At 42.1% G+C, this 14,703-nt stretch carries 11 protein-coding genes; 7 read left to right on the forward strand and 4 right to left on the reverse strand.

Going from position 1 to position 14,703, the window contains the following annotated elements; genetic code table 11:
• Nucleotides 1–356: 356 nt before the first annotated feature.
• Nucleotides 357–566, reverse strand: a complete 210-nt coding sequence (locus tag KDN43_RS03030) for a heavy-metal-associated domain-containing protein (protein ID WP_238868220.1) — start codon at nt 564–566, stop codon at nt 357–359.
• Between the two features lie 380 nt (nt 567–946).
• Here KDN43_RS03030 and KDN43_RS03035 point away from each other — a divergent pair, with 380 nt between their 5' ends.
• Both KDN43_RS03035 and KDN43_RS03040 read left to right on the forward strand, forming a co-directional pair.
• Nucleotides 947–2,005: a DUF3810 domain-containing protein gene (locus KDN43_RS03035; protein WP_238868221.1), complete on the forward strand. Its 1,059-nt coding sequence runs from the start codon at nt 947–949 to the stop codon at nt 2,003–2,005.
• A 207-nt stretch (nt 2,006–2,212) separates the two neighbouring features.
• Entirely contained in the window at nt 2,213–2,629 is a 417-nt protein-coding gene (locus KDN43_RS03040; RefSeq protein ID WP_238868222.1) for a DUF6146 family protein, read from the forward strand.
• An 87-nt stretch (nt 2,630–2,716) separates the two neighbouring features.
• Here KDN43_RS03040 and KDN43_RS03045 read toward each other — a convergent pair whose 3' ends face one another.
• On the reverse strand, nt 2,717–5,134 hold the full coding sequence (locus KDN43_RS03045; protein WP_238868223.1) for a heavy metal translocating P-type ATPase: 2,418 nt from the start codon (nt 5,132–5,134) through the stop codon (nt 2,717–2,719).
• 406 nt (nt 5,135–5,540) lie between these two features.
• On the opposite strand from KDN43_RS03045, the gene KDN43_RS03050 reads away from it, so the two are divergent.
• From KDN43_RS03050 to KDN43_RS03070, 5 genes are all read left to right on the forward strand, one after another.
• A complete protein-coding gene (locus KDN43_RS03050) occupies nt 5,541–6,119 on the forward strand; it encodes an RNA polymerase sigma-70 factor (RefSeq protein ID WP_238868224.1) in 579 nt (192 codons plus the stop codon).
• Between the two features lie 123 nt (nt 6,120–6,242).
• On the forward strand, nt 6,243–7,226 hold the full coding sequence (locus tag KDN43_RS03055) for a FecR family protein (protein WP_238868225.1): 984 nt from the start codon (nt 6,243–6,245) through the stop codon (nt 7,224–7,226).
• Nucleotides 7,227–7,599: 373 nt separating this feature from the next.
• On the forward strand, nt 7,600–10,899 hold the full coding sequence (locus KDN43_RS03060) for a SusC/RagA family TonB-linked outer membrane protein (protein ID WP_238868226.1): 3,300 nt from the start codon (nt 7,600–7,602) through the stop codon (nt 10,897–10,899).
• A gap of 15 nt (nt 10,900–10,914) precedes the next feature.
• Nucleotides 10,915–12,636: a RagB/SusD family nutrient uptake outer membrane protein gene (locus tag KDN43_RS03065; protein ID WP_238868227.1), complete on the forward strand. Its 1,722-nt coding sequence runs from the start codon at nt 10,915–10,917 to the stop codon at nt 12,634–12,636.
• Nucleotides 12,637–12,886: 250 nt separating this feature from the next.
• Nucleotides 12,887–13,087, forward strand: coding sequence for a hypothetical protein (locus KDN43_RS03070; RefSeq protein WP_456107268.1), 201 nt, complete (start codon nt 12,887–12,889; stop codon nt 13,085–13,087).
• A 115-nt stretch (nt 13,088–13,202) separates the two neighbouring features.
• Here the strand turns inward: KDN43_RS03070 and KDN43_RS03075 are convergent, their stop codons facing one another.
• Both KDN43_RS03075 and trxA read right to left on the reverse strand, forming a co-directional pair.
• Nucleotides 13,203–13,988 carry a TrmH family RNA methyltransferase gene (locus KDN43_RS03075; RefSeq protein WP_238868228.1) on the reverse strand — a complete coding sequence of 262 codons (786 nt, stop codon included), beginning with the start codon at nt 13,986–13,988 and terminating at the stop codon, nt 13,203–13,205.
• 109 nt (nt 13,989–14,097) lie between these two features.
• Nucleotides 14,098–14,559 carry a thioredoxin gene (gene trxA / locus KDN43_RS03080; RefSeq protein WP_238868229.1) on the reverse strand — a complete coding sequence of 154 codons (462 nt, stop codon included), beginning with the start codon at nt 14,557–14,559 and terminating at the stop codon, nt 14,098–14,100.
• Nucleotides 14,560–14,703: the final 144 nt, after the last annotated feature.

Genomic DNA, 14,703 nt, shown 5'->3' on the forward strand with positions numbered 1-14,703 from the left:
TCTTCTGTAGCGGCCCACGAAAGAAGTATCGAATGTTGACAATTGTTTGATCAACCTATCTCCTCTATTTCGTCCAATCCGTTTGTTGTCTGCCTATTGTCAATATCCTGCCTGCAGTTTGTATATGCTAAAAACACAAAGAGCCTGTCGCAGGATTGCGACAGGCTCTTTATATTTTTTCGATTTACTATAAACGCACGATGCTTCTCCTTACGACATTTTGAGTAGTAAGTAGCGCCACCAATATCCGTTTATAAGTAGATTCGTCATTTCGCTATTATTTTGGTTGCAAATATATACGATCGAAAAATAACACGCAACATTTTTTTCTTTTTTAACTTTAAACCATATTCAGGTTAAATTACCTCTGCATCAAAACCGGTTCGTTTCACGGTTTTGATGATATCCTCCGGAACTAGATCTTCCGTTTCCACAACCAATATTTTATCTGGATTGTCAAGCTCCATATTCCATGAATGTATTCCTTCCTTTCTATTCAAAAAAGGGGTAACCTTAGCTAGGCAGTTTGAGCAATTTATATTTGTTTTGAATCTGATAGTTCTCATTTTATTTCCTTATTAAAATTAGATGGAAGCAGCTGTTCTTTGAAACATCAAACTTTCATTTTAAAGACAAATGTAAACCTTTTTTGTTCATATTTCCCCTAAACCAATTGGGAGCTGAAGGGAAATTCTCTTATAATGGTCTGTATTTAGACCATTATAAAACCATTTTAAAACCATAATAACACCAAATAAATACGGAGTATATTAGGAGAAGATACGGAGGATCATAAGACAAACCCAAGCTCGGTTGAGGATTATTTCCTGTTCAAAGACAGGCTGGATCTTCAAAAACATTGAACAAGAAACAAATAACCAAAACAAATGTGATGATTTAGCGGGGCAGAGAGCAAAGATTCGCAATAAATGCATTATTTTTGGAAATGGCAAAAAAACAAAACAGGCACAAATTTACGCATCTGCTGACAGTTGCAGGGGCGTTGTTTGGAGTGATAATCATTTTCAGCCGCAGCACCCCCCTTTCGGAATGGTATATGCGCCACATTTACCCTGCGGTTGCAACCGTGCTATCCATGCTATCGGGGTTATTCCCCTTTTCACTCTACGACCTGTTTATTATGGCAGCGTCACTTTATCTGATAAAGCTGATTCTCTTTGTGATCATTCGGAAGAGTGGTTTTAAAAAGTTTCTTTATTCGCTGGTTCGTTTTGCGACGATTCTGGTCACCTGGTTTTATTTCGCATGGGGCATCTCCTATTTCAGGGAAGATTTTTATGCGAAGAGCGATCTCCAGGAGACTACATTTGGCGCAGAAAATCTAAAAAACTTTGCTGTTCGTTTTATTGCAGATGCCAACAACGCTTTTGTGGATTTCGATATCGTGGACAAAGAGATTGTCCGGGAAGAGATTGAAAAATCTTATATCTCATTGCACCGGAAGCTGGGGATTGCCTACCCCAATGGCAAAAGAAGAGTAAAACCCATGATGTTTGAATCGCTCTACTCGAAAATGGGTGTCTCCGGGTATTTCGGACCTTTTTTCAATGAAATTCATGTGAACGACTACAGCCTGAATTTCACTTACCCTTTCACATTGGCACATGAAATGGCCCATCAGTTTGGTATTGCGACCGAATCGGAAGCCAACCTGTATGCATTTATTGTTTGCGTGGGAAGCGAAGATGAACGAATTCGGTACAGTGCTTATGTCTCAACGCTTCTCTATTTGATGAACGATGCTGCTTATTTTCTGCCGGATGAGGTTGAGTCATTGACATCGCCAATACGAACGGAAATAATCGCAGATTTGAGAAGAAACCGGGAACACTGGCTGGTCGTCAGGAACAAGTCTCTCTCGGAGGTGCAGGACAGGGGCTATGATGCTTATCTGAAAACAAACAAAGTAAGCTCGGGGCGTGAGAACTACTCCGAAGTAGTTGGATTACTGATTTCAAGCTACGACATCTACATAAAAAAATAGCAAAGAAACTCCCGGAAGAACCGAGCTAACTAAAGTTTAATTCAGCTGTTATATATAGTAAATAACCGGTTATAAAACGGGCATGAATTGCTTGCAATCGATGAAAGGTAGGTATTCGCTCGCAGTAGCATAGTTCAAGCAAGCTTGACTCTGCTCATTTAGTCTAACGCGGACATTCCTTACACAAATGAAAAAATAAATAATCAGATGAAAAAGTTATTCCTTTTATTTACAGCCGTATCATTCATTGTTGCCTGCTCGGGGCCAAAAGGATTGGTAAAGATTGAACCGAACGGTAGTGAGGCCGCTCCGGAAGATTCCGTGGAATACGAGCTGATTGTCATGGATGCGGGATTCGAGACCTGGTATACACTCCAGGATTCACCGGCCAGGTACCGTTCGCAACAGTACTACGAAGGCTGGAACCAACAATATGTGTCGGCCTGGAACTATCTGGCTACACAACCGGGCAGAAGATCTTTTTTTCAGACCATCGTTGGATATGAACCGGGTGTGGACTATGGCTTCAAGCTAAACCACAAACTGTTCTACTATTTTCAGTACGTGGAACATGTTCTGGGTATTCCCATTCTGTCCTACCATCCGGAGGGCGTGGTCTTTTGAAGATATTTGTCCGTCATAACAAAGGGTAGAGCCTAAGGGCATGCCTTTACGTTGCTTTCCGGGATATTTTCCGGAAAATAAGCATTGTCATATTTTTTTGTTCTTCAGACGCAGGCTGTTTGTCACCACACTTACAGAACTCAATGCCATTGCAGCACCAGCAATCATGGGGTTTAGCATAAAGCCTGTGAGAGGATACAATACCCCTGCCGCTATGGGGATGCCAATAATATTATAAATAAACGCCCAAAAAAGGTTCTGACGGATGGTCTTGACTGTTGCCCGGGAGAGTTGGATTGCCTTAGGTATCTTATTCAGATCAGAAGAAATAATGGTCATTTTCGCCACATCCATTGCGATATCGCTCCCCGCTCCCATGGCGATGCTTACATCGGCCTGAGCCAGCGCACCACTATCGTTTATTCCATCTCCCACCATCGCAACTTTTTTTCCCTTTTGCTGGAGTTCCTTCACCATTTCGGCCTTTTCTTCGGGTAAGACACTCCCTTTATAGTGAGTGATGCCCAACTCTTTTGCCAATGCAGCTGCTACTTTCTCATTATCTCCGGTATATATAGCCACGTCAATTCCCATATCGCGAAGTTTATCTATCGCCTCTCTGGAAGTAGGTTTCATTTTATCGGTAATACCTACCACACCATATGCCTTCTTCTCATCGGCAAACAGGGAGACAGTATGCGCAACATTCAGTTCTTCGTCGATTTTGCGTTGCAGTTCAGATGAGATCAATATGTTCTTCTCCTTTATAAACTGCTCATTCCCCACATAATACGTCAACCCATTATATCTCCCCTCTATTCCTCTTCCGCTTACCTGTTGCACAGTCACATCGCCAAGTAATGTACAGTTCTCTTTCAGTGCTCCCGTGATAGCATCCGCCAGGGGATGCTCCGACCTGTATTCAATACTGTAAAAGATGTTATGATAAAACGTAAGAATACCAGGCTCCCACATAACAGAGCTAACCTGCGGCCTCCCCTCGGTAATGGTACCGGTCTTATCGAGCACCACAACATCAATATCCTTTGTCATCTCCAGGCTCTCGGCATCCTTGATCAGAATACCCTCTTCCGCTCCTTTACCTATACCAACCATAATGGCTGTAGGTGTGGCCAGTCCCAGAGCACAGGGACAGGCAATCACCAGCACCGTCACCATCGCCATCAGTCCGAAAACAAAGCCGTTGCCACCACCGGAAATAACCCAAACAACAAAGCTCAGCAAAGCAATAATGATCACTACCGGAACAAATACACCTGCAATTCTGTCCACCAATCCCTGTACGGGTGCCTTACTTCCCTGTGCTTCATCCACGGTTTTTATTATATGTGCCAGCAACGTCTCCTTACCCACCTTCCGGGCCTTGAAGCGGAAGCTTCCTTTCTGGTTGATGGTACCGGCATAAACCTTTTCTCCCGGGAGTTTTTCAACATGAATCGGTTCACCTGATATCATGCTTTCATCTACAAAAGAACTTCCTTCCGTCACCTCGCCATCCACAGCAATTTTGTCTCCCGGCTTCACGAGAACTATATCACCTACAAGTACCTCTTCAATGGGAATCTCTTCCGGTTTCCCGTCCCTGAAAACAATCACAGTGGAGGGCTGCAGCCCCATCAGCTTCCTGATAGCCTCAGAGGTGTTTCCCCTGGCACGGGCTTCTAGCAATTTCCCAAGCAGGATAAAGGCGATAATCACACCCGCCGCCTCAAAATAAACATGTGCTTCCAAACCGCGGTTTTCCCAAAACCGAGGGTAGAGCATATTAAAAAGGCTGAACAGATAGGCGATCCCGGTACTTAGTGCAACCAGCGTATCCATGTTGGCGGTATGGTGTTTGGCTTGCTTCCAGGCACCAACAAAAAAACGTCGTCCGAATATAAACAGGGCAGGGGTTGCCAGCAACCACATCGCTATGTTGGCAAACGGAGCATACATAAAAAACATGCCTATAATCACCAGGGGGACAGCCAATCCCACTGCCCAGATAGTATCACGACGAAGTTTTATATAATTCTCTTCCCGGAGATGTTCCAGATTTTCAAACGAAACCTCTTCCTCCTCTATCAACAAATCGTACCCTATCTCACGAAGGGCAGTTTTCATATCCGAAGGAGTTACAACACCCGGAAGGAACTCAATATTCCCTTTACCATTGCCATAGTTAACAGATGCGGCAAGCACACCCGGAACAAACGAAAGGATATTCTGAGTACTTGATGCGCACGCAGAACAAGTCATGTTGAGCACCGGCCGGATGATTTTTTCAGTTTTTACCTCTCCTCCCGATTTCCTGATGACAGCTGCCACCTCCTGCAGTATCTCTGCTGCAGCATCATTATATTTTTCATCTATTGCTATCGTTATCATTTTCTGTCTGCCGTTAAAATGAAACGATGCAATACCTTTTATCTGTTGAAAGGAGAGTTCAGACATAGCCGGCTCGCCTGTGATATATATTTTGTAACTGAGATTCTCTTTCATAATTAGTTATAACAATTCTGAATAGATGAAGTTCAAAACGAGTTTCATCATCTTTTTCATGAAAAAAATTGTATTTTTGTAAATAAATTTCGTACAAACCCTGCCTGACCGGAACTGGCACTGATAAAAATTTATTTTTGTTATGTTTAACAACAAGCCTGGTGTTATCCTGAATGAGAAAGCTTGAGCTGAACATAACACAGTGTCACTTGGTAAGCCAATTTTTGAATGCTTCACAGCGGAGTGTTATACAATATTGGCAAGCATCAAAACAGTGAAATTCTCTCGATCTACCTTTAACAGTTCTTTGAGCACTGGCCGAGAGATGATTACGCTCTGGTATAGATAAATAAGGGATTGTAATTTACCGGGAAAAGACAAATAAAAAATTAGTTGCCTGTAAGAGATGTCTGATGAAGTAAACGATCTTATTGAATTAAAGAACGGCTCGGAAAAAGCTTTTGAAACTATCTACAAACGATACGCCGGAAAGCTTTACAACTTCATTATGACCATCTCTCATGGAGACCGGTATATGGCAGAAGAGATTGTTCAATCAGTATTCGTAAAACTGTGGGTAATCCACCAGCAGATTAATCCAGAGAAGTCTATTCTTTCTTTTCTATCCGTTATCGCGAAAAACATGCTGCTTAACAAGTACCAAAGACAAACCGTTGAATTCTTGTATCATGAGTATGTTTCAAAAGAGCAGCCGGTTCATGACACGGTAACCGAGAAAGAAATTGATAGAAAATGGCTTGAAAACTACATAAATGAGCTTATCGAGCAATTACCCCCATCTAGAAAAAGGATTTTTATATTAAGAAGAAAAGAAGATTTATCAACTAGGCAAATCGCGAAGGTAATGAAAATATCCGTCAGCACTGTAGAAACTCAACTTTCACTGGCAACTAAATTTATACGAAAGGAGTTTGAAAAGAACTACGATAAATTGTTTCTCTTGGGACTCTGTTTGTTAATTTAACATAATGCACAACGTATGATTAAGGTAATTCCAATCACAAGCTGTACTATTTAATAAAGGAGCTTCAGGGTAGTCAACTGGTAAATACATTACACCCCCCATAACTAACAACTCGATCAAATAATGGAAAAAGAAAAATACATATTGCTTTTTGAGAAATATCTCCGGAACGAGGCCTCTGAAGAAGAGAAAGAACGTCTACTCACTATGCTTCGGAGGGACAAATACATCAATCAATTATTGGAAAAAGGACTTGAAAATAGCGAATCGGAATTCGATGAAGAAATCATAAACCGTATGTATGAAAATATTCGCACGACTGTTTTCCCTTCAAAAAAAAGCACGCGCAAGCTCATACAACCTGTATGGCGAAAAGCCATGCAGTGGGTAGCCATCATAATGCTTCCGGTTTTATCAGCATTTTTAGCATATTATATCACTATAAACCAAACTTACAACAACAATAATAATGTAACCGTCACTGCTGGCAATGGCGAAAAGGCCGATATTATGCTCGCTGATGGTAGCCACGTATGGATAAATTCCGGTTCTTCGCTTACTTACAACGAAGGTTTCAACCGCAAAGAGCGTAATGTTTACCTTGAAGGCGAAGCCTATTTTGAAGTGGCTAAAGATGCTGAACGCCCGTTTATTGTAAGAACCGGTGAAATGGATATCCAGGCGTTGGGTACTGCTTTCAACGTGAACGCATATAATGATGAAAGATATGTTTCATCCGTTTTACTGGAAGGAAAAATCAAAGTAATAGCGCTGGGGCAGGAACACATACTAACGGAAAACGAACGCGTTACAATAGACAGATCACTTCAAACGCTTTCCACTGACAAAGTTTATGCTTCCGATTTTGTGCAGTGGAAAGACGGAAATATCTATTTCGAAAATCGCTCCTTTGAAGAAATTGCCAATACGCTATCACGCGTTTTCAATGTAGAAATCAGGTTTGCCTCCGACAGCCTTCGCCCAATTCGTTTTTCGGGAACCCTCGGAAACAGCAGTATTCGCAATGCAATGGATATATTATCACTCACATCGCCCATGTACTATGAAATGAATGGTACTGTTATAGAGTTATATTACAAAGAGTAGTTCACGATCAGGTCTTTCTTAGTTAATATTATGGTAACACGCCAAATCAGGCACAGACCTTTAGCTGTACGCTTGGGGCCTTTCTCCGCCATTATTAAAGTAACACTCCAAAACAAATAGTCGTTTAAATGGCTTTCTATTTATCCTTTTTCAAAAGCTATCTGTTTTCTTAAAAACCGGTCAGTTAAATATTGCTAATTATAGTTAACCTATTAGCGGAATCATTTTACATTCCTGTACTATTATTAACAGGCGGGATAAGCACACTGGAGAAAAAACCTATTATATATTTTTCATTCATCGGAGATAAGAGTGAAACCTAATATGATTTTTTATCCCGGCGACCAAGGTCAACACTTAAAAAATTTAATTTATGAGGCAAAAACAATTTTTCAAAAGGTCCCCATTAGCAAGGCTTGCCATACTCTTGCTTTTATGGGTTGTGACAAATGCTACCTTCGCGCAAATTACCGTGAACGTGCAAAACAAACCATTGCGCGAAACATTGAAAGAAATTGAAAAAGTGAGCAACTACAAATTCTTTTACAACGAATCGCTTCCCGGATTGGACAAAAACATCACCGTCCGGCTCACCAATTCCGGTATTGATGCAGCTATGCAGCAATTGCTTTCGGGTACAACCATCGAGTATCGGAAAAACGAAAACAACATCATAGCATTGGTAGAAAAAGGTGCGACGAATCTGCCAAGCGCTGATCCCGCACAAAGCCGGCAAACTCCTGTCAAAGGACGTATTGTTGATGCTTCCGGTGAGCCTGTTATTGGAGCAACTATTCTCGAAAAAGGAAATCCAGGTAACGGAACTGTTACCGATTTCGATGGAAATTTCACCATCAACGTTGCTGCCGAAGCTATATTGCAAGTTTCGTATATCGGCTATCAGGAACAGGAAATTTCCACAGCCGGAAAAACATCAATAAATGTTGTGATGCGGGAAGATACACAGCAGTTGGAAGAATTGGTGGTAATAGGATACACCGTGCAACGTCGCGAAAGTTTAACGGGTTCACTTCAAACAATTTCTACCGAAAAGCTAAAAAACATAACAACTCCTTCCGTTGAGAATATGCTTAATTCCAAAGCACCGGGGGTATATGTTGCACCCGGTTCGGGACAACCCGGCTCTGTAGGAACCGTCGTTATTCGCGGTAAATCAACCGTGAATGGAAGTACCGATCCACTTTGGGTTATAGATGGCGTGATTGTAGGCAACAGTTCGGGATCTTTGAATCCCGCGGATATAGAAACGATGACCATCTTGAAAGATGCTGCCTCAACTGCTATCTACGGCTCGCAAGGTGCAAACGGCGTAATTGTGGTAACCACAAAAAATCCCAGAGCCGACAAATTGTCCGTGACACTTTCAGCAAAATCAGGTGTAAGTAACCTGATAAAAGGCAACTTGCAAGTGATGAATGGCGCGGAATTATATGACTATTATTCATCTATGGACAATCAGGAATCAATTGTTTTTCCGAGATGGAATTCAGACTTAAGAAATAGTGATTTTAACTGGTGGGATCAGGCTACGCAAACAGGAATTGTCCAGGATTATAACCTGTCTATTTCCGGCGGTTCAGAAAAAATGCGTTCATTAGTATCAGTAGGTATTTACGATGAAACCGGCTCTGTGAAGGGTTACGATTTTGTGCGATACAATTTTTTATACAAAACTGATTATCGTCCTACCAACTGGTTGACAATTAAACCGTTTATCTCAGGCTCACGTCGCGATATCAACGACCGGCAGCATTCTGTTTCTGCAATGTATTCAGCCCTGCCGTGGGACAGTCCTTATGACGACATAGGCAATGTTGTTCCAAATCGCTCACCGTTATGGGTAAACAGCAACGGCACAAACTATATGTACGATTTGCAGTGGAATTTTTCGAAATCAACAACGTACGAATTTATGGGAAATTTCGATTTCGATATCAAACTTACCGATTGGCTCACGTTCTCATCCGTAAACAATATAAAATACCAGGGGTATGCTTCAAAAGCGTACTACGACCCGCGTTCGTCTTCAGCAGAAGGTGTAAATGGACGTATCCAGGAGTACCGTTCGGAAATGACGCGACGCTACACCAACCAACTGCTTCGCTTCAATAAATATTTCGATAAACATTCCATTAATGCCCTCTTGGCATATGAATTTAACGATTACAACACCAATAATGTGGATGCAATAGGAATAGGTTTTGTGCCCGGATTCGAAATTCTCGACGTAACTGCAAAACCAGAAAAGACCAAGGGCGGCGTATCTGAATGGGCTGTACAGTCAGTGTTTTCAAATATAAATTATGCATATGACAACAAATATTTGGCTCAATTATCATTGAGACGCGATGGTGCATCAAATTTTGGAGACAATGCCAAATACGGAAACTTCTTCTCCATAAGTGGCGGCTGGAACATTCACCGCGAAGCATTTTTTCAAAATGATATTGTGAATGAACTTAAGCTGAGAGCTTCGTATGGTTCAGTCGGAAACCGTCCTAAATCGCTCTATCCTCAGTATGATTTATATTCTGTTTCTTCCGGATCAAGCTATAACGAAAAATCGGGTGCACTTATCTCACAAATTGGTAACCGGAATCTCACGTGGGAGAAAACATATACTACGGGAGTGGGGATCGATGCGGCTCTCTTTGACCGCGTACGTTTAACTCTCGATTATTACGATAAAAACACAAGCGACCTGCTTTACCAGGTTCCTGTATCCGGATTAACAGGTGTTACAAGTGTTTGGCGTAACGTGGGTGCAGTACGTAATAAAGGATTTGAGGCTACCGCAAGCATAGACGTCATCAAAAACAAAGATTTGCTATGGACTATTGACGGGAATATCGGATTAAATCGAAATAAAGTAACTGAACTTTACGGGCAACGGGATCCGCAAACCGGGAAGATAGCTCCCATAATTGGTGGCAGCGGCGTTAATATTGCAGGCGCAGCACAGACCATTCTGCGTGAAGGAATTGATGCCGACACATGGTATATACAAGAATGGGCAGGGGTTAATCCTGAAAACGGTGCACCCCAGTGGTACAAGACCGTAACCGATGATAAAGGAAATAAAACCAGGGAGGTGACGAGCTCGTATGCAGAAGCGGACCAAGTAGAATTAGGAGCTTATACGCCTAAATTCTTCGGAGGTTTTTCCACATCGCTTTTTTGGAAGCAATTTGATGCTAATATGGTATTCGGTTACTCCGTGGGTGGAAAAATTTATAATTACACCCGACTCGAATACGACTCTGATGGCACATATACCGATCGCAACCAGATGCGTTTAATGCCATCGTGGAGCCGGTGGACAAAACCCGGAGATATCGCCACTCACCCCAAAGCCATTTATGAAAATGCCACGAAATCAAACAGTGTCTCCTCTCGCTATCTAGAAGATGGCTCATACTTGAAACTGCGCAGTATTTCGCTGGGATACAATCTGGAATTGCCTCAATTTAACTTAAAAAATGTAAGGTTTTTTGTAACAGGTGAAAACCTTTTCACTATCACTAATTATTCGGGTGTTGACCCCGAACTTCCAACTTATGACGATGGTACAGGGCGCAAAATAGTAGGTGTAACTACCACCGTTTATCCCTCTACCCGCAAATTTTTATTTGGAATCAATGTAACATTCTAAAAAAGATCTAAACAGATGAAAAAAATATTTCTATATAGTTTACTCATTGCAGGCATCTTATTTTCTGCTTGCGATATAGATAGGTTGCCCTACGGCTCTATGCCCGACGAAAAAATAAAACAAGACCCTGACGGTTCTCTTGAAACGTTGCTTACCGGTACGTATGCACAACTGAGAGGCTGGTCAGACGTGATGCACCGCTGCGGTGAATACGCAGGCGATAACATCATGATTCGCGGATCATCCACCGATGCATTTTACGAATTTATTTCTTACTCGCGCACACCAAATAATTATCGTTTACAGAGTTTTTGGGACAATAGTTACAAAGCCATCGCTCAATCGTCAAATATCATTAAACTGATCAAGGAAGGACAAAGCCCCGAAGTTGACAATCAGCTAGGCGAGTGTTATTTTTTACGCGGTATGCTCTATTTTTACCTGTCGCGTGCTTATGGCCGACCCTACGCACAGGCTCCGGACAAAAATCTCGGAGTTCCCATCGTCAACGGAACTCCAGACGATGTCTTCGGTAAACTACCCGATCGGTCATCAGTCCAGGACACGTACAAACAAGCTATTGCCGACTTGGAGAAAGCCATTACATTATTAACTATCGACAAAGGGCCGGCTTATGCTTCCAAATCAGCTGCTCAAGCTTTATTATCACGTATTTATCTGTATATGAGCGGAACGTATGACAATCCGAATACCGAATATGCTAACTTGGCAATAAAATATGCCGACGAGGTAATTAATTCCGGTAAATACAGTTTGTTACCACGTGCAGACTTTATGAAATACAACACACTGAAACCCGAAAACAACAAAGAAAGTATTTTCGTTGTAAAACGTGTAGCTACCGAATTTTCAGGTTATGACCATTATTACGGCATTGGCGGAATGTACTCCAATATCGGTGGAATGGGCTGGGGAGAAATGTACGCAAGCGCTAAATACATCAGTTTACTCGACGAAACCGGACGTAACGACTGGGCAAACAATAAACTGGTAGATGCGCGTGCCGCATTTATCGAGCCACAGTATTCAAACGACAACGTAATGGTTTTCCGTTTCATAAAAAATTTGTATAACGCTTCCGGGGTACAAACTAATTATAGTTATGTACAAGCCCCCATTACAGTATCGGCCAACACCGTAACCTGTAAAGAGGGAGATAAAACATATTCATTAACACCGGTCGATGCTTCGCAGGGAATTTACTCCATAAAATATGAAGACGGGAAAACATATACCGGCGTTATCGACAAATTAATGAAGCTCAACCGGGCTTATCCGATGTTTTATATTGTAAAATGCTCACGTGAGGGCGAAGATTCCCAACTCCATTCGCCCATCATTACCCGATTGGCCGAAATGTATTTGAACAAAGCGGAAGCAGCCGCCAAAACCGGAAAATATGGAGATGCACTGACAGCCTTGAATATCATTCGCGAACGTTCATTGCCTGGCGAAGGCTATTCCGCGCTTACTGCCGCCAATGCCTGCGAGTTGATCGATAAAGAACGTCAATTAGAACTCGCTTTCCAGGCAGAACGAAGCTACGATGTATTTCGCAACGGCAAGTCGCTAACGCGTCATTATCCAGGGCCACATAATGCGATGGAAGAAGTGAAAGCAACCGATTACCGGGTAGTGTATTACATTCCCCAAAATGCAATAAACGCATACAAAGGTTCGGGTAGTACATTGACACAGAATCCGACATCAAATTAATTTTTCATTCCAAACACTTTTATTAATCTGTGAGGCAGAACAAATAACTGCCTCACATTTTTTCATTTTCTTTCAAAAAACAATCATGACAAAAATCATCAATTACATCTTTATCGCCTTACTTGGACTGATGCTATCTTGTGCCGGAAACGGAGGACAGGCGACAACTGTAAAATTAATAGAAACAAATATTCCGTAACGTCCTCCCGGGCAAGAGGATATGTTCAACTTTGCAGCGCCAAAAATGGATATGGTACGAGTAGGATTCATTGGACTGGGAATGCGTGGTCCGGGAGGCTACAACGTTTTACCCACATTCCCGGTGTTGAGGTTAAAGCTCTCTGTAATTTACACTCCGAACGCGTTGACAAAGCGCAGAAAATTCTGGGAAAAGCCGGATTTCCCGAAGCTGCTTGTCAGGCACTCGATATCCATCGTGGTGACAAAATGAATATTCTCGTAGCAATGAGACAAAGACAATTGTTCTTCAGTCGGTTAACCTAATGAAGTCGCAACGAAACATGATACTGACCGTAAAAAACTATCTGACGAAGAAAAAATAAGGATTAAAAACCTCGTTGCCGCATTGCTTCAAACGTGAGCACGGCAGTGGAGACCGAGACATTCAGCGAATCAATCTTACCGCGCATGGGGATTTTGATTCGCTTTGTCGCATTTTTCAGCCAGAATTGGGTGAGCCCGTCTGCCTCGGTCCCCATTATAATAGCTGAAGGTTGTTTAAAGTCTATATTTTGGTAAAAATCAGAAGCCTGTAATTCTGCTGCATAAGAACGGATATTATGCGCCTGCAGCCATGCAAATGCCTCTTCGGAAGAGCAGGCGGCCGTCTGCACGGTAAAGATGCCCCCCACCCCTGAGCGGATCACATTTGGGTTATACAGATCGGTCTGTGGATCACATACAATCACCGCATCAACAGCTGCAGCGTCGGCGGTGCGAAGAACAGCACCCAGGTTGCCTGGCTTCTCAACCGATTCAAGCAGTATAACAAAAGGGTTGGAGGAGAGATGTATGTCACATAGTCTGTGATGTTTAGGCTTTGCAATTGCCACAATCCCATCGGAATTCTCTCGATATGCTATTTTCCCGAATACCTGTAGTGATATATCGAAAATATTATTCCCGGGCAACGATTTCAGGATGTCGGGATATTTCGACTTTTCAAACATCTCGTAGCACACGTATACCGACTCTACCTTATATCCGCTCTGCAAGGCCAGGGAAAGCTCCCTCGCACCTTCAATCACGAACAGCTGTTGCTTTTTTCTCTCGTTGCTCTTCGACAGTTTTACAATGTTTTTTATCGAAGTATTTTGCAGACTTGTGATCATTCTCTTATTTTTGTGTGTAGTCCTGAAAATAGACAATCGCCCAAACTTTTTTTATATGGTTCAAATAAAGTCCATCACTCTTTCTATTGTTTAGGTATAAATAAAAAAGTCAAAGGGCAGACTTATTATCTTTTTTCAGCAGAAATGTATCAATAACCTCCCTGAATGATTTTTTTGGCAGAGCACCCATCGCCATCTGAGGTTGCTCTTTCATGGGAATAAAGAGGAAAAGGGGGATGCTCTGCACACCAAAGACAGACGCCAGCTCTGGCTCTTTGTCCACATTGATTTTATATACATGGATATAGTCGCCATATTCTGCAGCCAACTCTGCAAGTATGGGAGATGTTATCCTGCATGGGCCGCACCAGTCGGCATAAAAATCGACTATTGCCGGCTTATCACCCATATATTTCCAGGCTTCTGGATTCTTTTCATAGTCGAAAACTTTTTCCAGAAATGCAGCCTTTGTCAGTTCTATTGGTTTTACGGTCTTTTTTTCCTGCGGCTTGGCAGCCGATGCCGCAAGCACAATCATAAGTGCTGCGAGGATGGTTGTTATTTTTTTCATTATAATTTCTCTAAAGTGTGATTTCAAAATGCCCACTCATTTCAACAACAAACCATTGAAAAAAGTTTATCGGTAAGGTTTAATAACTCTCATCAGTTACAATTCGATAAGGTTTAATAACTTTCATCAGCAACAAACAGGATA

It is taken from the genome of Proteiniphilum propionicum (assembly GCF_022267555.1).
GTDB classification, from domain to species: domain Bacteria; phylum Bacteroidota; class Bacteroidia; order Bacteroidales; family Dysgonomonadaceae; genus Proteiniphilum; species Proteiniphilum propionicum.